This is a genomic window from Thalassospira sp. CH_XMU1458, from assembly GCF_037027205.1.
GTDB classification, from domain to species: domain Bacteria; phylum Pseudomonadota; class Alphaproteobacteria; order Rhodospirillales; family Thalassospiraceae; genus Thalassospira; species Thalassospira tepidiphila.
Genome location: NZ_JAYMDW010000002.1, coordinates 1,105,001 through 1,126,100, shown reverse-complemented (window position 1 = coordinate 1,126,100; position 21,100 = coordinate 1,105,001). Strand labels below are relative to the sequence as shown.

The 21,100-nt window shown below is 55.3% G+C and carries 16 protein-coding genes (1 of these 16 only partly in view); 8 read left to right on the top strand and 8 right to left on the bottom strand.

All coding sequences use genetic code 11. From position 1 onward, the window contains the following. The first annotated feature begins 82 nt into the window (after positions 1-82). The 3 genes from WBY09_RS12660 to WBY09_RS12650 all read left to right on the top strand — a co-directional run bounded on the left by WBY09_RS12660 (position 83) and on the right by WBY09_RS12650 (position 3,467). Positions 83-583, top strand: coding sequence for a hypothetical protein (locus WBY09_RS12660; protein WP_120226305.1), 501 nt, complete (start codon positions 83-85; stop codon positions 581-583). Between the two features lie 167 nt (positions 584-750). After that, complete coding sequence (locus WBY09_RS12655; RefSeq protein WP_336232889.1) at positions 751-1,842, top strand: TRAP transporter substrate-binding protein; 1,092 nt, start codon at positions 751-753, stop codon at positions 1,840-1,842. A gap of 524 nt (positions 1,843-2,366) precedes the next feature. Further along, positions 2,367-3,467, top strand: a complete 1,101-nt coding sequence (locus tag WBY09_RS12650; RefSeq protein WP_336232888.1) for a TRAP transporter substrate-binding protein — start codon at positions 2,367-2,369, stop codon at positions 3,465-3,467. An 84-nt stretch (positions 3,468-3,551) separates the two neighbouring features. Here the strand turns inward: WBY09_RS12650 and WBY09_RS12645 are convergent, their stop codons facing one another. After that, positions 3,552-3,944: a hypothetical protein gene (locus WBY09_RS12645; protein WP_336232887.1), complete on the bottom strand. Its 393-nt coding sequence runs from the start codon at positions 3,942-3,944 to the stop codon at positions 3,552-3,554. A 138-nt stretch (positions 3,945-4,082) separates the two neighbouring features. Between WBY09_RS12645 and WBY09_RS12640 the strand changes: the two genes are divergently transcribed. After that, positions 4,083-8,027: a hybrid sensor histidine kinase/response regulator gene (locus WBY09_RS12640; protein ID WP_336232885.1), complete on the top strand. Its 3,945-nt coding sequence runs from the start codon at positions 4,083-4,085 to the stop codon at positions 8,025-8,027. A 9-nt stretch (positions 8,028-8,036) separates the two neighbouring features. Here the strand turns inward: WBY09_RS12640 and WBY09_RS12635 are convergent, their stop codons facing one another. The 5 genes from WBY09_RS12635 to WBY09_RS12615 form a co-directional block, all read right to left on the bottom strand. Further along, positions 8,037-8,651 carry a LysE family translocator gene (locus tag WBY09_RS12635; protein WP_336232883.1) on the bottom strand — a complete coding sequence of 205 codons (615 nt, stop codon included), beginning with the start codon at positions 8,649-8,651 and terminating at the stop codon, positions 8,037-8,039. A gap of 90 nt (positions 8,652-8,741) precedes the next feature. Continuing rightward, entirely contained in the window at positions 8,742-9,575 is an 834-nt protein-coding gene (locus WBY09_RS12630) for an AraC family transcriptional regulator (RefSeq protein WP_336232881.1), read from the bottom strand. A 56-nt stretch (positions 9,576-9,631) separates the two neighbouring features. Further along, complete coding sequence (locus WBY09_RS12625; protein ID WP_336232879.1) at positions 9,632-10,411, bottom strand: outer membrane protein; 780 nt, start codon at positions 10,409-10,411, stop codon at positions 9,632-9,634. Between the two features lie 159 nt (positions 10,412-10,570). Beyond that, positions 10,571-11,710: an AI-2E family transporter gene (locus WBY09_RS12620; RefSeq protein ID WP_336232877.1), complete on the bottom strand. Its 1,140-nt coding sequence runs from the start codon at positions 11,708-11,710 to the stop codon at positions 10,571-10,573. Positions 11,711-11,866: 156 nt separating this feature from the next. Further along, entirely contained in the window at positions 11,867-12,601 is a 735-nt protein-coding gene (locus WBY09_RS12615) for a YdhR family protein (RefSeq protein WP_443082661.1), read from the bottom strand. On the opposite strand from WBY09_RS12615, the gene WBY09_RS12610 reads away from it, so the two are divergent. Both WBY09_RS12610 and WBY09_RS12605 read left to right on the top strand, forming a co-directional pair. Continuing rightward, positions 12,501-12,728: a hypothetical protein gene (locus WBY09_RS12610; protein ID WP_336232874.1), complete on the top strand. Its 228-nt coding sequence runs from the start codon at positions 12,501-12,503 to the stop codon at positions 12,726-12,728. The two genes, WBY09_RS12615 and WBY09_RS12610, sit on opposite strands and share 101 nt — an antisense overlap. Positions 12,729-12,794: 66 nt before the next feature. Then, positions 12,795-13,379 (top strand): TetR/AcrR family transcriptional regulator, encoded by a 585-nt coding sequence (locus tag WBY09_RS12605; RefSeq protein WP_336232872.1) that lies wholly within the window; start codon positions 12,795-12,797, stop codon positions 13,377-13,379. Positions 13,380-13,423: 44 nt separating this feature from the next. Here the strand turns inward: WBY09_RS12605 and WBY09_RS12600 are convergent, their stop codons facing one another. Further along, positions 13,424-14,095: a response regulator gene (locus WBY09_RS12600; protein WP_064782527.1), complete on the bottom strand. Its 672-nt coding sequence runs from the start codon at positions 14,093-14,095 to the stop codon at positions 13,424-13,426. A 432-nt stretch (positions 14,096-14,527) separates the two neighbouring features. Between WBY09_RS12600 and pepN the strand changes: the two genes are divergently transcribed. After that, positions 14,528-17,167 (top strand): aminopeptidase N, encoded by a 2,640-nt coding sequence (pepN, locus tag WBY09_RS12595; RefSeq protein ID WP_336232870.1) that lies wholly within the window; start codon positions 14,528-14,530, stop codon positions 17,165-17,167. A gap of 83 nt (positions 17,168-17,250) precedes the next feature. On the opposite strand, the gene WBY09_RS12590 is transcribed toward pepN, so the two are convergent. Beyond that, on the bottom strand, positions 17,251-19,452 hold the full coding sequence (locus WBY09_RS12590; protein WP_336232868.1) for a methyl-accepting chemotaxis protein: 2,202 nt from the start codon (positions 19,450-19,452) through the stop codon (positions 17,251-17,253). A 752-nt stretch (positions 19,453-20,204) separates the two neighbouring features. On the opposite strand from WBY09_RS12590, the gene WBY09_RS12585 reads away from it, so the two are divergent. Next, positions 20,205-21,100, top strand: the 5' portion of a protein-coding gene (locus WBY09_RS12585; RefSeq protein WP_336232867.1) for an SPOR domain-containing protein. The gene runs 157 nt beyond the window's last position; 896 of the gene's 1,053 nt are visible here — the first part of the coding sequence; its start codon is at positions 20,205-20,207; its stop codon lies off the right edge, out of view.

The window sequence follows — 21,100 nt, the reverse complement described above, 5'->3', positions numbered from 1 at the left end:
GAGAAAAAACAGAAAAGATTTCTCATTTACCGATCTGCTGCGTCATAGGGGTCCTTATACCATTGGTCGAATGGAGGCTCCTATGCCAATCAATGCCACGCAGCTTCGCACCCTTGTCGTCAAACCGGTTCTGGCAGCCCTTGGATTGCCTGCATCAGATGTCGCGGAAAACCTGATCATGGGCACAGCGGCCCATGAAAGTCATTTGGGCGATTATATTGAACAGGTCGGCGGTGGTCCGGCGCTGGGAATTTTCCAGATGGAACCCGCAACCCTGCATGATTGTTACCAGAACTTTCTCGATTACCGTTCCGATCTCAAGGCCAAGGTAGACGGGTTTCTTGCCCCGCAGCCAGCACAAGCAGACGGCACGCCCGACAAGGATGCACAACTGGCGACCAATCTGGCCTATGCCACGGCGCTTTGTCGTATTCGCTACTACCGGGCACCAGCCGCGATGCCGACCGATCCCAACGACGTCAACGGGCTGGCAGCCTATTGGAAGCAATATTACAACACGCCACTTGGGGCGGGCACGGTTGAACAGTTCGTCGCCGATTACAATCGCTACCTTGGGTCGTAAGACACTGTTGCTGGACTGAAGGCCAGCATTCCGTAGCGGCAAGAAAAAATATTTCCTGATTTCGGCAAAAATAGTGGAAAAGGACAGTCGTTTTCGACAAAATTCCCCTCCGCAAGTTGGTGGTTGCGCAAAAAACCACCAAAACACAAGAATTTAAGGGGATCGGAATGAAACGTCGTCAGTTTCTAAAAGGGGCCGGACTGGGTGCGGGTGCGGTTGCTGCGTCGGTTGCAGCGCCGGCTGTTGTATCCGCACAGGAAACGCTGAATTGGCGCATGGTGATGCCATGGCCAAAAGGAACCCCCGGACTTGGCACCAATGCCGAAAAGTTCGCCGCCATGGTCAAGGAGATGTCGGCTGGTCGCCTGAACATCACCATCTATGGTGCGGGTGAACTGGTGCCGCCGTTCGAATGCATGGATGCGGTCGAACAGGGGGTGGCTGAAATGGCGCACGGGACCCCGTATTACTGGCAGGGCAAAAACCCGGCCCTTAACTTCTTCTCGACCATCCCGTTCGGTCTGACCGCGTGGGAGCTTTCAAGCTGGATCCGCTTTGGCGATGGTCAGAAGCTTTGGGAAGAAGCCTACGAAGAATTCAACGTTGTGCCGTTCTATGCCGGTAACTCTGGCATGCAGGCCGGTGGCTGGTTCAACAAGGAAATCAATTCGCTTGATGACCTGCAGGGCCTTAAAATGCGCTATGCCGGTCTTGGCGGCGAAGCCATGCGCCGTGCCGGTGCCAACGCCACCATGATCCCGCCGGGTGAAATCCTGCCGGCGATGCAGTCGGGCGCAATTGACGCGGCCGAATGGGTTGGTCCGTGGAATGATATGGCGTTTGGTCTGTATCAGGTTGCCAAATACTACTACACCCCGGCCTTCCACGAACCCGGCCCGGGTCTTGAGATCTTTGTTGGCAAGGACAAGTTCAACGCACTGACACCGGATCTGCAGGCGATCATTCGCTTTGCCGCACAGGCGATTGCCGAAAACACGTTTGCCGACTTCACCTTTAACAACATCCAGTCCTATCAGCCGCTGATCGACAAGGGTGTCGAGGTGCGTCAGTTCCCCGATGAAGTCATCATGGCGCTGGCCGAACATTCCAAGGCCGCTGTTGATGAAATTGCTGGCCAGAACGACCTCGCTGGCCGGATTGCTGCAAGCTACCTTGACCTTGTCAAGAAAGCTGCACGTTACGGCAAGGAATTCGAGGCAACCGGTCTGATGCACCGTGCAAAGGTCTGGGGCTACTAAGACCCGGCTAGAGCACGTCGCGTTTAATCTGCACCATTTTGCCGGAGACAGTCTTCTGTCGCACTAGGAAAGATCCGCAAAGCGTAGCGGGGCTACGGTCAAGGATCCTGACGCAGTGGGGCGGAAGACTGTCCCGGCCCGAAGGGTTTGATTTTGGCGACGTTTCGCGGCGTTGCACCGCTTGACCGATGCGCCGCATCGCTCTGCACGCTGTGCCTTGCCAAACAGTTCGCCAAAAACAAACAAAATGATACAGATTAGACGCGACGTGCTCTAATATCTTTATCGGACCTTCGGTTCGATCCCCGCTCAGGGACTGCCACTCTGGCAGTCCCTTTTTGTTTGGCTTTATGGTTGAAAATTTATCGACGAAATGTCGATGTCATGCGCTCAGTGCGATGCTGCATCCCGCAATCGTTAATTGTTGCCTGCGCCAAAAACCGTAACTTTGGACCCAAACAAGGTTACGAAATTATCTTCGTGACCTTTTTACGCAAAATTTTACCAATATTGGGAGCCCCACAATGAAACGTCGCGCGTTTCTGGGCGGTGCAGGCGTTGCCGCAGGCGCATTTGCCGCTACTGCCGCTGCACCATCAATCGTCAAAGCAAATGAAACCATCAACTGGCGCATGGTCATGCCCTGGCCGAAAGGAACACCTGGTCTTGGTGCGAACGGCGAACTGTTTGCCGAACGTGTGAACAAGATGTCGGGCGGTCGCCTGAAAATCACCGTTTACGGTGCAGGTGAACTGGTCCCGGCGCTGGAATGCATGGATGCGGTCGAACAGGGTGTTGCCGATCTTGCGCACTCCACCCCGTATTACTGGTTTGGCAAGGACCCGGCTGTTTCGTTCTTCACCACTATTCCGTTCGGTTTGATGGGCTGGGAACTTTCGGGCTGGCTGCGCTTTGGCGGTGGTCAGGCGCTCTGGGACGAGCTTTATGCCCAGTTCAACGTCAAACCGTTCCTGGCCGGCAACACAGGCCTTCAGGCCGGTGGCTGGTTCAACAAGGAAATCAACTCGGTTGACGATCTTAAGGGTCTTAAGGTCCGTTATGCTGGTATCGGTGGCGAAGCCATGCGCCGTCTGGGTGCAACCCCGTCGCTTCTGCCGGCCGCAGACATCCTGCCAAGCTTGCAGTCAGGTGCGATTGACGCCGCCGAATGGGTTGGTCCGTGGAACGATTATGCCTTTGGCCTCGCATCGGTTGCCAAATATTACTACACCCCGGCATTCGCCGAACCGGGTTCGGGCATCGAAGTCTTTATCAACAAGGACAAGTTTGCCGAACTACCCGAAGACCTTCAGGAAATCGTCGCGGTTGCCGCACAGGCCAATGCCGAACAGACCCTGTCGGATTTCGCGTTCAACAATATTCAGTCCTATCAGGCGATCCTTGAAAAAGGCACCGAGATCCGTCACTTCAATGACGATCTGATCAATGCCTTTGCCAAGGCCTCCAAAGAAGCACTTGAAGAAATTGCTGCGAAGAATGAACTCACCGGTCGTATTTATGCATCCGTGATGGATTTCGCCAAGAAAGCCGCACCGTACGGTAAGGAATTCGAAGCAACCGCGCTTAACCAGCGCGCCAATGTTTTTGCCAACGGCACGTATTAGGCCATCAGGCAACTGAAATGAAAAAGGCCGGCACTTTAGGGTGTCGGCCTTTTTCGTTGTCTGCTGTTTGCCGCCATAAAGGGTTTAGTGCACGGTCGGTGCGTTCGGGGCGGCGGGCAAATCGAACGTGAACCTGTCTTGATCGTTGAGCTCTTCATTTGCCGCACGTTTGACCAGCTCGGCGGCGAGGACCAGCGACGTTTCAATCGCCCATTTAAGCTGTTCGACCGCGCCCTCGTTCCCGGCATTTAGTGCCTCTGGCAGGATGCGTTCCTGAAGGAACTTGGCGACACCGGCAAAGGCGCGTGCTGCACTTTCGCAATTGTTGCGTTCGACCATGAAGCGACCGCTTTGTTCAATCGCATCGGCAATCCCGGCCAGATGGCCCATCATGATGCGAATTTCGGCGTCATCGGTTTCGGTCTTTTTTGCGACGAACCGCAGGATACCGGCGTAAAAGCCATAATCAGAAGCCATCTGAACCACGCTTTCCTTGATCTTTGGTCTCAAAACGATTTGCGCCGTTTTAGACAATTCACCCGCCGTGGTATAGTCCCCGATAACAGATAATTGTGACCGCCTGGACAGGCGGCGATAACAAGGGCGTTTGCGTCGATGCTTCAGGGCGGACTGATCTTTATTGTTGCCATGACCTATATCGGGTTGTTGTTTGCCATTGCCCATTATGGCGACAAATATGCCGACAAGTGGCGCGCATCCAGATTAAAGCCGACGATCTATGCCCTGTCGATGGCGGTCTATTGCACAAGCTGGACCTTCTTTGGCTCGGTGGGCTCGGCGGCCACCGGGGGCTGGGCGTTCCTGCCGATTTATATCGGGCCGATTTTGGTGATGATTTTCGGTTTTGGCATCATGACCAAAATCGCCCGGGTCTGTCACAAGCAAAATATCACCTCGATTGCCGATTTCCTGGGTTCGCGCTATGGCAAAAGCCAAAGCTTGGCTGCCCTTGTTGCACTGATCGCAGTGGTTGGCGTGCTGGCCTATATATCGCTTCAGCTCAAAGCGGTGTCGATGTCGTTTGATGTGCTGATTGGCGATCTCGGCCAACAGGTTGTTCGCCATTCCGAGGGCCATTTTTCCAAGGATACGGCGTTTTATGTCACCATCCTGATGGCGGTGTTCGCGATCCTGTTTGGTGTTCGCTATATCCACGCATCCGAACATCATGACGGCCTGATCCTGGCCGTGGCGTTTGAAAGCCTGATCAAGCTTGCAGCCCTTCTGATGGTCGGCTTTTTCGTCGTTTACGGGATGTTTGACGGCTTTGTCGATATCAATCAACGCGCCCTGTCTGATCCGACCGTGCGGCAGATGTTTATTCCCGATACCTGGCTGACATCAAACTTCTTTATCGCCACCATGCTGGCGGGGTTTGCCATTTTCTGCCTGCCGCGGCAGTTCCATGTCACCTTTGTTGAAAATGATGACAGCCGCAACCTGACAAGTGCGCGCTGGCTGTTTCCGGCCTATTTGGTTGCGATCAACATCTTTGTCGTGCCGATCGCGATCGCCGGTCTGTTCATGTTTGGCCATAACCCGGCGGTCAATCCCGATACCTTTGTTCTGACCTTGCCGTTACTCGGCGGGCAGAACTGGCTGGCGGTATTTGCCTTTATCGGTGGTTTGTCGGCCAGTACCGGGATGGTGATTGTGTCCTGTGTCGCGGTTTCGACCATGGTCTGTAATGATCTGGTCATGCCGCTTTTGCTGCGTTCAGAACGGCTCCAGAAACGCATGTCTGGCGATGTCAGTCAGGTGTTGCTGAAAATCCGCCGGGCCGCCATCATTGCCATCCTGTTTCTGGCGGAAAACTATGCGCTGGCCGATATCGGGATGCTGTCCTTTGCCGCCATGGCGCAGTTCGGCCCGGCGGTTCTCGCCGCAATCTACCTTAAAAACATCAACCGGACGGGTGTGCGGCTTGGCCTGACATCGGGCTTTGTGCTTTGGGCCTATACGCTTTTGATGCCGGCCTTTGTGCAGGGCGGGTTGTTGCCATCCTCGCTCCTGACCGACGGGCCGTTTGGCATTGGCATTCTGAACCCGCAGGCACTTCTGGGGGTCGGGATTGAAGATCATCTGACCCACGGGGTTGTCTGGTCGCTTGGTGTGAACTTTGTTTTGATGTTTGTCGGCTCGGCCGTTGGGGTGCAGGGTGTCACCCAGCGCCGTCAGGCGCAGGTCTTTGTCGATGTCTGGCGCAAGGATACCAAGGCGCGCAACGATACCTGGCCGGGCCGGGTGACCCTGGGTGACCTTGAAGATCTGGCGGCACGGTTCCTTGGCAAGCATTGGGCACAGCGCGCCTTTCGCAATTATCTGCAATCGCGCGATGGCGAAACCAAGCGATCCGATCTTGCCGATGTTGATGCCGCGAACTTTACCGAGCATCTGCTGTCTGGCGCCGTCGGGGCGGCATCCTCGCGCGTTGTCATGGCATTGTTGCTGCCCGACAAGGCCGTATCACGCCGCGATGCGATGGAATTGCTCGATGAAGCGTCCGAGGCCATCAAGTTCAACCGCGACCTTTTGCTCAACACGCTTGAAAACATCTCGCAAGGGGTCGGGGTGTTTGACCAGAACCTGCGTCTGGCGACATGGAACCACCGTTTCATTGATCTGCTTGGTATTTCGACCAGCGACATTCAGGTCACATTGCCGCTGTCGGAACTTGTCCATATTTGCCGCGATAACGGCAACCGGGCGGTCGATATTGATATTCTGCTGGGCCGCAATGCCGCACCCCAGATGCGCCGTTTGCCGCATACCTATGAGCGCAAGCGTGCCGATGGCATGGTGCTCGAAGTTCGCACCAACCCGATGCCCGATGGCGGGTTTGTAGCTACCATCGCCGACATCACGGCCCGTGTGCGAACCGAAGAAGCCCTGCGTGATAGCGAACGCAACATCCGGATCTATACCGACAACATTCCGGTGATGATTGCGTATGCCGATAAAAATCAGCGCCTGCGCTTTACCAACCGCCCGTATGAGCGGATGTTTGGCCTCCGTCGGGTTGAGGCCCACGGCATGTCGGTCCGCGAAGCAGTGGGCGAGGAACGCTATGTCCATCTCGCCCCGATGATCGATCTTGTTTTGCAGGGCTATCGCCAAAGTTTCGAGATCGAATTCCCCGCCATCACGCGCAACCGAAATGATGAACGCGCCACCCTTGGCGTGCGCGAAGGCCGCTATGCCGAAGGCACCTATATCCCGCACTTTGACGAAACCGGCGAAGTGCTGGGCTATTTCTGCATCTATCACGACATCACCGAACGCAAGACCGCCGAACAGGCGCTGAAAGAAGCCAACGAAGGCCTCGAAGCCCGCGTGACCGAACGAACGCACGCGCTCGAGGTGCTGAACTCCGAGCTTTCGGACGCCAAGGAACAGGCCGAAACGGCGAATGATACCAAGACCCGCTTCTTTGCCGCCGCCAGCCACGACCTGCTTCAGCCACTAAATGCCGCGCGCCTGTTTACGGTGGCGCTGGGCGGCAAGCAGGGGCTGGCGGATGACATCCTTGATTTGGTCGGCAAGGTTGATCTGTCGCTCAAGGGGGTTGAAGAACTCCTCAACGAGCTTCTTGATATCTGCAAGCTGGACGCTGGCGCGATGCAACCGACCATTCGTGACTTTGCAATCAATGATGTGCTGGGTGCGCTTGAAACCGAATTCGGCCCGATTGCCGAAAATGCAGGGCTCAGCTTCAAGGTCCATAAACGCGATCTGTGGGTGCGCAGTGACAGTCGTCTGCTTAGGCGTATCCTGCAAAACTTCATTTCCAACGCCATGCGCTATACTCGCACCGGCGGGGCGGTGGTCGGCTGTCGCGTGCGTGGGGACGCGCTGAAACTCGAAGTCTGGGATAGCGGGCCCGGCATCCCGGAAGACAAACTGAAAATCATCTTCCGCGAATTCCATCGTCTCGAAGGCCCGGAAACCACCGATGTGAAGGGGCTTGGTCTTGGCCTTGCTATTGTGGATCGCCTTGGCAAATCGCTCGGTCACCCGGTTTCCGTGCGTTCGCGCCCCGGTCGCGGCACGGTCTTCTCTGTCGAAGTGCCGCTGGGTGTTGCCGATACAGCCGCCACACCCAAACCCAAACGCCGCATGGCGGGCGAATTGGGCGGCCTTCGCGTGCTGTGCCTTGATAATGAACCGGCGATCCTTGATGGTATGCGCGCCATGCTTGAAAACTGGGATTGCGTCGTGGTGACGGCCCAATCCGGCACGGCTGCCGAAAACCTGCTGACCCAGGAAATTGACGGCAAAAAGCCGTTCTCCCCGGATATCATCCTAGCCGATTACCACCTTGATTCCGGCCAGACCGGCCTTGATGTCTTAATAAGGCTTCGTGATGTTCACGGCGTTAACGTGCCCGGCGTCATCATCACCGCCGACCGCGCGTCCGAGACCGCCGACCTGATCGCCGCCCAAGGCTACTCGCTACTCAACAAACCGCTGCGCCCGGCCAAGCTACGCGCGCTGATGACCCGCGCACTTAACCGGTTGGGGAGTGATGCGGCGGAGTAATGTTCTTCTCTAGCGTTCCGTAAGCAGCAGCTTAGCTCCCATCAGAACAAAGGCCCCTGCAAAGCTTTTACCAATCAGGCTCATAACCTTTGGGCGTTCGATGATATGGCTGCGCAATGCGCCAGCAAAGCAGCCATAAACCGCAAACACACCAAACGTCATCGCCATGAAAATCAGGCCGAGCAGGGTCATCTCGAGCGTTGTATTGGGCGTGTTAGCGCTAACAAATTGCGGCAGGAAGGCGAGGAAGAAGACTGACAGTTTGGGGTTGAGCAGGTTAAGCAATATGCCGTCGCGGATGATTTTAAGCACGCCCGCAGCACTTTCATTGGCGGTGACTTTCATGGCACCCGTGCCGTGCCACATGCCCCAGGCCATATAAAGCAACCACGCCACACCCAGATAACGCACGATTTCAAAGGCGACTGCGCTGGCATGGAGCAGGGCAGCGAGGCCAAGGATGCTGGCGGTCATATGCGGGACGATACCCAGCGTGCAGCCAAAGGCCGCCCAGATGCTGGCCTTCATGCCGCGACCCAATCCAAGTGCCAGGGTATAGATCACACCCGTGCCGGGTAGGATAACGATGATAAGCGAGGTTATCAGGAAATCGAGGCTGATCATTTTGCATCCGTTCGTTTGATTGCGTTGCTCCCGAATTTAGGAGGTCATGGCAGGGCATTCTTGAACGGAATTGCAGGATATGAGGATTGCTCAGTTTCCGCGAAAGGCGCGGGCATAGCGGCCCGGTGTCAGGCCAAAGGCACGGACAAAGTGGCGGTTCAGATGGCTTTGATCGGCAAAGCCCGCGGCACTTGCGATATCGGCAAGGGTATCGCCGGATTTGATCATGGCACGCGCCAGATCAATGCGCCGCTGGATCAGATAGGCGTGCGGCGTGAGGCCCGTCACACGTGTAAAATCGCGAAGCGTCTGAAACTTGCTTAAGCCCGTTGCGTCGGCAAGGTCATCAAGGCTGTGGCTGTGTGTCGGGCTGTCATCAAGCAACGCCTTGGCGCGCTTGATCCGGGCATGGGCAACGGCGGTGCGGGCGTTTGATTTCGGGGTGGGTTCACCGGGGCCGATCATGGCGTGATGGAGCATCATTAGCAGCATTTCTTCACGCCGGAGCCGTGCGCTTTCTTCCGATCCGTTGGTGATGGCATCGAATAATGCGCCAAAGCAGTGGCGGGCGGTGGGGCTTTCCAGCACGGGGCGGGTGAATTCATACTGATCGGTTGCGGTTTCGGAAAGGTCACTTGCCGCATGTGCGATCAGGTCCGGGGCGAAATAGAGCATGTTCCAGCCGCGCGGAGCATCGCCAATCGGATGGCCATCATGCACTTCGCGGGGATTGACCGTGATAATGTTGCCAGCCCCGGCCTCGACCATGCCGCGCCCGGAGGCGGATTTTTGCGCACCGGAATACATGAAGCCGATGCCAAACGCCTCATGCGTGTGTTTGGCAAAGGAATGGCGTGTTTCGGCCATGACGGCTTCAACACCCAGACAATCATGGGAAAGAATGCGAACGTGATCCTGCGACATGGTTGAAGGGTGTCAGAATCCCTTTAAGAAAACAATGACACAGTCCGTCGGTTGGATCAGAAACGCTTGATCAGTGCGATGCGCAGGTTGTGAGACTGGAAATCAACCTGATGATCGATGGAGGCATTGAAATCTGAGGTGCCGTTATTTCGAACAAAGTTTTGGCGTTCATCAATAACCTCTGGATAGTAGTTCAGCACGTAATCACCGCGCAAAGACCACCCATCATTCAGATTGTAGGATGCACCAACGGAGGAAGAAATCCCTAATGCCAGCGTGCTTTTGTTGAAATCGCTGTTTGTGCTGCTGTCATTGGTATCATTGTAACGGAATTCATAATTGAAATAGCCGATCGATGGTCCTGCGGCGGCGTGCAGCGTCCAATTGTCAAAGGTGTAACCGATTTTGGGTCGTATGCTGAACGCGAAGTTGGTTTCGACAGTTGTGCGGACATTGAAGTCGACCGCCGCTGTGTTGAAGCGGACTGGTCCGGCTGCAGATGTTTCGGAATAATCCATTGCCGATATATCGGTTTCAATCCCGTAGACCATCCGACCACGCGTGCGCTCGTATCCTGCCAAAACGGATCCGGTAAGAGCGGAGCCACTGATGTTTTTTTGCAGGGATGGTTTCATTACTTCGTGGTCGTCACCGGTGAAATAGGGGCCGAGTTCAGTAACGGTATCGGGGTTTGATTGCCCATAGGCGCCACCGAGCGCAAGGCCACCATAAAATCCTGACCAGTTTTCCTCTGCTGCGGATGCGATGCCCGCTAACTGAATGCCCCCGGCGATTGCCGCGCAAATGATCGACCTCAACTTTGGTAAGGTGTCCACCCCGTTTCCCCCGCGTAAGAGTAGCTATACCACGGATATTTCTAGCTGATTTACGCGCCTCGGGCAATGTTCAACTTTTGGTAGGCATGAGGGGCGCTTTTTTTGGGCTGACAGACTTGGAAGGCATTTTGCGCGTGTCAGAAGAATGTTCGCTACCCTTCACGGTGCTTTTACATGCGGGCCCAGCAGTTCGCGAAGCCCGCCCAGGCCTTCGACGTGATTGGAAATGACGCTGGCAACGATCAGAAGCGGGACGGCAACCAGAATGCCGACAAAGCCCCACAGCCAGCCCCACAGTGCAATGGCAAGCACAATCGCGACCGAGTTGATTTTAAGCCGGTTGCCAATAAGCATTGGCGTGATCAATTGGCCTTCAATCACCGTGCAGGCCAGGTAAAGTGCCGGCGCAATCAGGGCCTGTCCGGTGGTTTGCATCGACACAAGCGACACCACGCCAACAATCACCACACCGGTCATCGCCCCAAGGATTGGCACATAATTCAGCACCGCCGCCGCGATCCCCCAAAGAACAGGGTTGGGCAGGCCGATAATCGCCATCAGGGTCCCGATCACGATGCCAAGCAAGATGTTGATTGCGGTAATCGTCGCAAGATAGCGCGAAACTTCACGTTCCACGTCATGGGCAATACGTAATCCCTTGCGCCGGTCGCCAAAGGTCGGAAGCGAGCGGATCAGTTTCTGATAAATGCGATCACCGCCTGACAGGATAAACAGCAACAAAACAAGCATCAGCGCAATGCCCGCCAGAATATCAGGTGCGCCTTGGGCGGCCTGGCTGATCAGGTTGGGTTCGGCAACAACGACCCTTTGAACGTCTTCATCGCCATTATTCTGATCGGTGGCCTCGGAGACCTGCTTTTGGGCTTCGCGGAGTTTATCAAGCGGTTCGCTAAGATCGGCAAGGCGCAGGCGCAATTGGCGTTCGATGTTGGGCGCTTCATCAATCCAGCCCGATACCGGGCCGCTCAGGCCATAAATCCCGGCAATCACAGTCGCGCTGAGTGTCAGAACAATGGCAAAGGCCGTAACGGCATTGGGGATGTAGAATTTCGCAAAGGTGCGGACAACGGGCGAAAACACAAGCGACAGCAAAAACGCCAGAACAACCGGCAGCAAAAGACTTTGCGCGACGTAAAGACAGCCCAACGCCAAAACCACAAATGTGCCGATCACTGAAATCGTGCGTGCCCGGCGGTACACCCGCGCACGCGCATTGGCGGCTTGGCCTGCCTTGGCGTTAGGGGCGTTCGCACTTTCCGTCGCAACGGGGTCGTTCATGCATCTTCTCCGGCTATGGTCTGCCGGGCAGGGTGCATGCGGCAGGAGCTGATGTGATAACGCCCTGGCTGGCTTGGTTGTTCCAGACGTAGCATGAGCGGATTGGCGCACCAGCCAAGGGATGATGCGCCAAAGTTTTCAAGGATGAAAGGGAACTTATGCGTAGAATGGCGATGCCATGTCGATACTGGCTGTCTTTGTCGCATCGGCATCAAACACGCGGGTGTAAAACGCCGCATTCAAGGCCTTGGTCTCGGTCGGGAAGTAATCGATGGCAAAGCGTTTGGCATTCTCAATTGTGTCAAACGCATAGAAGCCACCGACCGTTCCTGTGTGAAGGCCGCTCAACCAGGTTTTGGAAAGAAGACCCGGTTGTTGTTTCAGGATCGGGTTGAAATCGCGCCACGGGCCATTGTCGAATGGCAAAACATGCAGTTGCACCTCGGTATAGACAAATGCGCCCGGGATCTGGTCAAACTTGGCGCCATAATGGGCCGAATTCATATCAAGGCTGGCCTCACGGGTGGCAACCGCATCAAACACGCGTGTCGTTTGCGCAACGCCAAAACCTCTGGCCTCTTCCGGAAAATAACCGGTCACAAATTTCTGCGCATTCACAACGCTGTCAAAGGCATAGATGCCACCGGCCGACAGGTTGCCAACGCCGGAAAGCCACGTTTTGTTGATAAAGCCGGGCTGAGCCTTGATCGCATTATTGATGCGCTGCCATGGCACCTGATCAAACGGAGCAGAGATTTGCAGTTCGGTATAGACGAAGGCGTTCTGTGACATGGGTTCACTTTCTGTTTGGGCGGCAAGGGAATGGCGCAAGATGGATGGTGCGACAAGGGTTGTTCCCGCAACAGCAAGGGTTGCGGTGGCATTTTTCAAGAAACTGCGACGATCCGTAAAATCCCGTGCCGAGGCAGGTGGGCTTTTCGTCAGATCTGCAAGTAGTTTTGCGTCATCTGTCATGATGGTTGATCCAAGTGGTAAAAATATAACGATCGTTATTTAAATAGGTGATCGACAATTGCAGCGTTGTCAATTAAAAATATAACGACCGATATATTTTGAGGGTGAGATGGTCAAAAACCAGACGCGCAAGGAAGAAACCCGTCGCAACATTCTCGACGCTGCAAGTCGCGCCTTTCGGGAGTTTGGCTTTTCCGGGGTCGGGGTTGATGGTATTGCCAAATCGGCCAATGCCACTTCGGGTGCGTTTTATGCCCATTTCGGCTCAAAGGATGGTGCATTTCGCGCCGCCCTTGATCTTGGCCTCGACGAAGTGATTGACGGCGTGCCACGCTTCCAGCGTGAGTTCGGCGATGGCTGGACCGACGCGTTTATTGACTATTACCTTGGCCGCCCTCATCGCGAAGATCTTGCATGCGGTTGCGCAATGACCAGTCTGTCGCCGGAAATGACCCGTGCGGACGGTGAAACCCGCGCACTCTATGATCGCAAGATGCAGACGATTGCCGGGCTGGTGGCAAAGGGATTACCGCAGTTTCCCGATGATCAGCGTTTGGCAAAGGCGTGGTCGTTTTTGGGAATATTGATCGGTGGGCTGACAATTGCGCGCGGCTTGCAAGATAAAGCTGCCATTGACGCTGTGGCAAGTTCGATCAAATCCACAGCGGCAAGTATCCTGAAACCGATGGGATAAAGACCTGATTTCGCTTGAAAGGGAATGTGCGGGGAAGGCGTGACCTACGCCTCGATTGCCGGTTCCTGCAACTGCAATTCGCGCGCGATTATCACGGCCTGTGTACGGCTATGGACCGAAAGCTTGCGCAGGATAGCCGATACATGGGCCTTGACCGTCGCCTCGGTGACATCAAGCTCATAGGCGATCTGCTTGTTGAGCTTGCCTTCGGTCAGCATGTTGAGAACACGCAATTGTTGCGGGGTAAGCTGGCCGATTTTTTCGGCCAAACCGGTGGCTTCGTCATCGGCCGGGCCGTTTTCCATGGCCTCGCGCGCCCAGTCGGGCATCCACATGCCACCATCGAGCACGGTCTTGACCGCAAGGCCGATCTGATCGACCGGGGCTGATTTCGGGACAAAGGCCGATGCGCCATATTCGATGGAACGGCGCACAACAGGCAGTTCCTGACTGGCTGAAACGATGGAAACCGGAATGTCGGGATAGGATGCCCGCAGGGTAAACAGGCCGGTAAAGCCGTTCATGCCGGGCATATGAAGATCAAGCAGGACAAGATCGATATCGCCCTTGTGGGCTTCGATCTGATCAATGGCTTCATACAGGCTGCCGGCTTCAAGGACCGATACGTTTTCCAGTTCCGAGCTTAACGCCTGTTTGAGGGCTCCGCGCACTAGCGGATGGTCATCGGCGATCAGAACCTGGAACGTTTCGGACATTGGCGATTTTTCCCCTGAAAGTTATCATTCCCCGACAGGTCGCAATTATTCTATCCCGTTCAAGCGGAACTCACAAATTATTAGGTGAGAAAAGGATGGGATATTTTTGATTTTGGTAGGGTGCGACCCGGTGGACGCCGATCTGCATCAGAAGATGTTTTGTCTGGAAAACTGGCAGAAAGGTTGAGGGAAACCAAAGATCACTCTCGCCCCACGAAATGTGAAACTTTGGCCCCCCTCGCGCCACCGTTTGAGAGTATGCCCATTAAAATCGGCGCCGTAAACTCCGCATTTGAGGAAAAATGAAATTTATCCTATCAGTGTTATCGCTGACCGAAATTCAGTTCTGAAACACCACACTGTATTGCGAAATTGGCGATTTTATACAATCCGTTCCAAAACCGCGCAGCCCAAGGAAAAAAGGACCCTTAAATGTCTGAACAGCCGCAAGAGATTCGTCGCGAAGACTATAAGGAACCTGACTTTATTGTCGAAAAGGTCGAACTGGTTTTTGATCTTGATCGTGACGTGACAAATGTCAAATCGCGCCTGTTTATGGCTGCGAATCCTGTGCGCGGTACCGGAAAGGGGGACGAGGTTTTCCTCCATGGCGAGGATATGAAGCTTCTTTCCGTCACCCTCAATGAAACCCGCCTGGCGTCCAGCGATTTCACGGTTGATCAGGAAGGGCTGCGCTTTAAGGCGCCGGGGCAAAACTTCATTGCCGAACTTGAAACCCAGATTTCGCCAGCCAACAACACCCGGCTTGAAGGCCTTTATGTTTCGCAAAGTGCGTTTTGCACCCAGTGCGAGGCCGAAGGGTTCCGACGCATTACCTATTTCCCGGATCGCCCGGACGTCATGGCGACCTATCGCGTCACCATCAATGCGAATAAGGAAAGCTGCCCGGTTCTGCTTTCAAATGGCAACCTGATCGACAGTGGTGATCTTGACGGCGGCCGTCATTTTGCCGTGTGGGAAGATCCGTTCCCGAAGCCATCCTACCTGTTTGCGCTTGTCGCCGGCGATCTGGCCTGTGTCGAAGACAGTTTCAAAACCATGTCGGGCCGTGATGTGGCGCTGCGCATCTTTGTCGAACATGGCAATGAGGATCGCTGCGATTACGCGATGGACAGCCTGAAACGGTCGATGAAGTGGGACGAGGAGGTCTATGGCCTCGAATACGATCTCGATCTGTTCAACATCGTTGCGGTTTCCGACTTCAATATGGGGGCGATGGAAAACAAAAGCCTGAATGTGTTCAACGCCAAATTCGTTCTGGCCCGCCCGGATACCGCGACCGATGGCGATTATGAACGTATCGAATCCATTGTTGCACACGAATATTTCCATAACTGGTCAGGCAACCGTGTCACCTGTCGCGATTGGTTCCAGCTGTCGCTCAAGGAAGGTCTGACCGTGTTCCGTGATCAGGAATTCTCGGCCGATCAGCGTTCCCGTCCGGTACAGCGCATCAAGGATGTCAACGCGCTCCGCGCCGCCCAGTTCCCGGAAGACGCCGGCCCGCTGGCCCATCCGGTACGCCCGGACAGCTATATGGAAATCAACAATTTCTATACCGCCACGGTCTATGAAAAGGGTGCTGAACTGATCCGCATGATGCATACGTTGCTGGGCCCGGACGGCTATCGCAAGGGCATCGACCTTTACTTTGACCGCCATGATGGGCAGGCGGTGACCTGTGATGATTTTGCCAAGGCGATGGAAGACGCCAACGGTATCGATTTCAGCCAGCTCAAACTCTGGTATTCGCAGGCCGGCACGCCGAAACTCAGCTGGCAGGGCGACTATGACGCAGACGCCAAACAATACCGTCTGACCATATCGCAGAAAACCGACCCGACCCCGGGACAGCCCGACAAGAAACCGCTGCATATGCCGATCTCCATCGGGCTTCTGGGCGCGAATGGTTCTGATCTGGTCGCCAAAACGGTGGAACTGACGGAAGCCAGCCAGGAATTCGTCTTTGATGGTGTGACTGAGGCGCCGGTGTTGTCCTTTAACAGGGGATTCTCCGCACCGGTTAACATCACCACCGATCAGCCCGATGACGAACTTGTCTTCCTGATGGGCAATGACAGCGATGCGTTCAATCGCTGGGAAGCTGGGCAGAAATACGCAACCCGTTTGATGTTGTCTGCCATTGCCGCCTATGAGGCGAATGGTGGCGATGTCGATGCCGCCTTTGCCGATGAACAGGCCCGCGTTGATGCCTTTATTGCGGCAATGCGCGCAACACTTACCAATGAAGACCTTGATAAGGCGTTCCGTGCCGATGCGCTTGTCCTGCCGGGGGAGGCGTTCCTGTCCGAACAACGCAAGCCCGCCAATCCCGAGGCGATCTATCAGGTGCGCACCGCCTTGCGCAAACGCATCGGCCAAGCCCTTTCGGATGATTTCGCCAACACCTATCACCAGAATGCCTCAAACGCGGCCTTTACCCCGGATGCGACGTCGGCGGGGCAGCGTGCCTTGCGGGCAACCGCTTTGGCCTATCTGGTGGCAAGCGGGGCGGGTGAATTTTCCGATGTGGCAGTCGCGCAGTATGGCACGGCTGATAACATGACCGATCAGATGGCCGCCCTGTCGGTGCTCAATAACCTTGATCATCCGGGCCGCGAAACCGCATTGGCCGATTTCGAGGAACGCTTTGCCAATGATGCTGTTGTTCTCGATAAATGGTTCTCGTTGCAGGCGATGTCATCGCGCGATGATACCCTGGCCCGGATCAACGATCTGATGAGCCACCCGGCCTTTACCATGCGCAATCCCAACAAGGTACGTGCGCTGATCGGAGCATTTGCCATGGGCAATCCGCGTCATTTCCATGCCAAGGATGGTTCGGGTTACGCCTTCTATGCCGATCGCCTGATCGAGCTTGATGACATCAACCCCCAGGTTGCCGCACGTCTTTGCGCGCCGCTTGGCAAATGGGCAAAATACGATGCGGATCGCGCGGACAAGATGAAGGCCGAACTCAACCGTATCCTCGCCAAGCCGGAAATCTCGCGCGATTTGTATGAAATCGCCTCGAAATCCGTGGCAAGCTGATCACGCGATCATATCTGGTGAAATGACAAAGGGCGGCACCTTAAGGATGCCGCCCTTTGCTTTGGAAAATATCACAAAGCCGATCAGGTCAGCTTCATCCGCTCGCTAAATTCGCGCATTTTCTCTGACAGGTTGCGCGCCACTTCCGAAAGGTTGTGGCTGGCGGTGTTCAGATCATGTGCGCTGCGACCGGTACTTTGTGCGCCGTCATTCACAAAGGTGATCATTTCGTCCATCGATCCCGCACCGGCGGCGATGCGTTGAACGTTTTCGGAAATCTCACCGGTGGCACGGCGTTGTTCATCAACCGATTGGGTGATGGTCGACTGGATATCGTTGACCTGATGAATAACTTCGCCAACCGTGCTGATCGAATGGGCTGCCTTTTGCACTTCTTCCTGAATGGCAGCCGTCAGGTCACCAATCTGGCCAGTTGCACTTGCTGTCTGATCGGCAAGCGATTTGACCTCGTTGGCAACCACGGCAAAGCCCTTGCCAAGTTCACCGGCACGTTCGGCTTCAATCGTCGCGTTAAGCGACAGAAGCTTGGTGCGATGGGCAATGTCGTTGATCAGATCAATGATCGATCCGATCTCGGAGCTGGCCTTTTCAAGCGATCCGATATTGCGCTGGCTTTCTTCGGCTTCTTCTCGTGCCCGTCCGGTCACGGTGGAAGCCTCGGTCGCCTGTCGGTTGATCTCGGCGATCGAGGATGAAAGTTCCTCAACTGCGGTGGCGACATTGCGGGTATTTGATGCCGCCTCGCGCGAGACATCCAATGCACCACCCGATTGCTGGACCGTGTTTTCCGACTGGTTTGTCAGTTCACTGGCAAGGCTCAGCAATCCTTCGGATTGTTCGGTCACGGATTGGGCGACACGGGCAACCTCGGCCATCAGTTCAGTGACCGCGATCTTGCTTTCCTCACGCTCTGACACGTCGTTCCAGGCCAGCATGGTGCCCAAAAGGACATTGTCCTTGTCGCGGACCGGGGCGGCAAGGATATCAAGATAACCGCGATCAGTCTGGATGATCTCGGTGAAGGGCAGATTGTTCGGATTGGCAAGCTTGGCCTGGAAGTCTGATCCAAGATTAAGGAAATCACCCGAAATCGTTGCCGTTGTCCCGCCAAGATATTCTTGCGCACTGGCGTTAAGGTAGCTCAGCTTGCCATCAGGCAGGATCATCGCGGTCATGGTCGGGGTATTCTCAACCATGTTTTGCAGGATCAAGGCCTGACGCACCGATTCACGCAAGGCAATCAATGCCTTTTTCATCTCGCCGATTTCGTCATTGCCGACATTGGGCAGATTGACGTTGGTGTCGCCGTTTGAAATTGACGTCATCGCACCGGCAAAGGCGCGCAGATTGCGCAGAACCGTGGTGCGCAATAGGATCCAGCCAACAATCCAGGCCGCCAGAAGCACGCCGACAAGGATCTCGATCGACAGCAGGCGAAGACTATCTGTCTGGGCATAGAAATCAGACACGTCGCGATCAAACCGCGCCTCGGCCCAGACACCGCCACGACCATCACTGATCATAACCTCTACTGCCGCGCGGTGCGTGTCACCTGCCTTGGAGGTTTCGGGCTCCGGCGCATCATTGCTGGCTTCTGGTGCTGCATCTCCGCCATTTTCGGTGGCGGCATCTCCCTCTGCTGCCGGGGTAGCTTCTGCTTCTGCCTCAGCCGGGGCTTCCAAGCTTTCAAACAGCACGTTGCCGGAATTATCAAGAATCTGGAAGTTGCCGCCAAGAACCTTGCCAATGCCCGCAAGCTGGGGCAGGGGATCGGTGATGACTTCAAGGAAGCCAACAGCACGGAACCCGCCAACCGGCAGGATCAGGCTAAAGACTGGCCGTCCGTCCGGGGTTGCCCACATAAAGCTTGCCGGTTTGCGGGCTTCGGCCTTGTCGCGACCGATCAAATAGGCTTTGACGTCCGCGTCATCAGTGACGCTGGCGCCCAGATTGGCTTCGGACGTCGCCAGTTGATTGAATTCCTGATCGTAGGAAATTGCCGCAATCAGGTTCACATCGCCCTGAACCACTTCACGTGCGTTCGAAAGGATGTTGAGTTCGGCTTGCATGCGCGTCTGGTCATTTTCCTGATAACTTTTGACCAGGCTGCCAAGCCGCGACCATTCATTGGCAATCGGGGTAATTTTGTCGGCATAGTCGGTGGCAATACGCGACCCGACAAAGAAATTGACTGTACCACTGACCGAGTTGTTCAGTGTTTCAATCGCAAAGTTGCGATAGGTATCACCGGTCCAAAGAAGCATCCATGTCACTGCACCTGAAACCAGTAATCCTGTTACGAGCAAAATCCGTCGTAACGTCAGAAGGCTGGTAGCACCTCCTGCAATAGCCGTCTTCGCGGCCTTGTCTCCCGTCATTTTTGTCACTCCAGAGCAAACCAAGTTTATTTTTTGTCTTTGGTCATATTGGCTCGCGTCTTTCCCGCTCACACCTCTACTTCTCAAGAGTAGTTGTTCTGATCCAAGCAGAGCTTGGTTTGGAACACAATCCCTTATTTATCGATTTCCATAGGATTGCTGCGGCACACAGCCGGTTTGAAGCGGTCCGAAATCTGGAAATTCTCGTTTTGGTTGGGGGGCTTAGCCCCGATTTACGAGCGCGATTTCGACGCATTGAAATTTTTTCTGCGAATGTGTGTGATAATCGTTTGCAATTGCAAAAACGATGCTCTATGACTGTGTTTGTCAAATGCAGACGACAACGTCGTTTGTGACCGGCCATCAGGCCTACATGGCGTGCCTGATGGCTTCTATCTTCGGGACTCTCTCTCCCCGAAGGTCGATCTCTCTCACTCGAGGGGGCTGGTATCCGGATCATTGTGCGGGACAATGCCGGAATTCATACCAGTCCCCCTTTTTTTATCCAAAACACATTGACCCATATCGATCTTTGGCACGCTGCCTGGTTGCATCTGTGCACGGCTTTAGCGTTTTATAAAGGTGCTGTTGGTTACAAAAGCAGGGTAACTTTGATGTCGTGAAGGATGGCCAAGTCCATGGCTGGCGAAGACAACACCAACAAACCCGATTTGCGCGCAACCCCGGAACCGCAGACTGATCCGGATGCCGGGCAAAAGGATGCACCGCTTCCGGCCTTTATATATGGCAGGGACGGGCATGGTGATGGCAGCGCACGTGGGGCAGAACGCTCCGGTGATCGGCAAAACCTTAATGCACGGATAGCGGATATGGATCGCAAAACCCTTCTTGGCCTGGTCACAGGCGCAGGCATGCTCGGCCTTGTCTTGTTCTTTGCCGGAATGCTGGTCGGCGCAGGCTTGTTCATGGATTCTGAAGACGGTGCGCGCACCACCCAGACAGAGCAGCCGCAGGTCGAAATGCTGGCCTCCGCCCCGGAAGAACCAACCGAAATTCCGGATGCCACGCCTGAGGCAACCGAGCCGGCAGCAACTACACCTGCACCGGAAATCAGCGCCGATAGCGAAGACCCGGTCGGCGATCTGATCGCGCAGCGTACCGAGGCACTTTCGGATGACGCATCCGCTGGCAGCGAAGCCGCATCGGATGTGGCTGAAACCGAAGAAACCGCAGAAGCCGCAGGTTCGGAAGAACAGGCGATTGCGGCCCCTGAAATTCGCGACGTAACTGGCGACACCGATGCACCAGCCGCACCGGAAGCCCCGGCAATTGACGGCGCGCAAGACAGTGCTGCGACCGAGGCTGCGCCAACCGCTGAACAGGCACCCGCGCCAGAGGCATCCGAACTGGCCGCCGAAACCGCTGAAACCACGCCGGAACCAGCGCCAGCAGCCCCGGCATCAGATGCCAGCAAGCCATTTTCGGTTCAGGTTGGTGCCTTCAAGGTGCATGAAAATGCCAGCCAGCGTGCCGAGGAACTGCGTGGCAAGGGACTTGAAGTCGCCGTTGTCGT

Excerpts from the sequence above, each read along its gene's own strand:
- WBY09_RS12655 (WP_336232889.1), top strand. The coding sequence starts at position 751 with ATGAAACGTCGTCAGTTTCTAAAAGGGGCCGGACTGGGTGCGGGTGCG.
- WBY09_RS12600 (WP_064782527.1), bottom strand. The coding sequence starts at position 14,095 with ATGTCCGAAACGTTCCAGGTTCTGATCGCCGATGACCATCCGCTAGTG.
- WBY09_RS12640 (WP_336232885.1), top strand. The coding sequence starts at position 4,083 with ATGCTTCAGGGCGGACTGATCTTTATTGTTGCCATGACCTATATCGGG.
- WBY09_RS12660 (WP_120226305.1), top strand. The coding sequence starts at position 83 with ATGCCAATCAATGCCACGCAGCTTCGCACCCTTGTCGTCAAACCGGTT.
- WBY09_RS12605 (WP_336232872.1), top strand. The coding sequence starts at position 12,795 with ATGGTCAAAAACCAGACGCGCAAGGAAGAAACCCGTCGCAACATTCTC.
- WBY09_RS12635 (WP_336232883.1), bottom strand. The coding sequence starts at position 8,651 with ATGATCAGCCTCGATTTCCTGATAACCTCGCTTATCATCGTTATCCTA.
- WBY09_RS12650 (WP_336232888.1), top strand. The coding sequence starts at position 2,367 with ATGAAACGTCGCGCGTTTCTGGGCGGTGCAGGCGTTGCCGCAGGCGCA.
- WBY09_RS12620 (WP_336232877.1), bottom strand. The coding sequence starts at position 11,710 with ATGAACGACCCCGTTGCGACGGAAAGTGCGAACGCCCCTAACGCCAAG.
- WBY09_RS12590 (WP_336232868.1), bottom strand. The coding sequence starts at position 19,452 with ATGCTTCTTTGGACCGGTGATACCTATCGCAACTTTGCGATTGAAACA.
- WBY09_RS12610 (WP_336232874.1), top strand. The coding sequence starts at position 12,501 with ATGGGTTCACTTTCTGTTTGGGCGGCAAGGGAATGGCGCAAGATGGAT.
- WBY09_RS12645 (WP_336232887.1), bottom strand. The coding sequence starts at position 3,944 with ATGGCTTCTGATTATGGCTTTTACGCCGGTATCCTGCGGTTCGTCGCA.
- WBY09_RS12630 (WP_336232881.1), bottom strand. The coding sequence starts at position 9,575 with ATGTCGCAGGATCACGTTCGCATTCTTTCCCATGATTGTCTGGGTGTT.
- pepN (WP_336232870.1), top strand. The coding sequence starts at position 14,528 with ATGTCTGAACAGCCGCAAGAGATTCGTCGCGAAGACTATAAGGAACCT.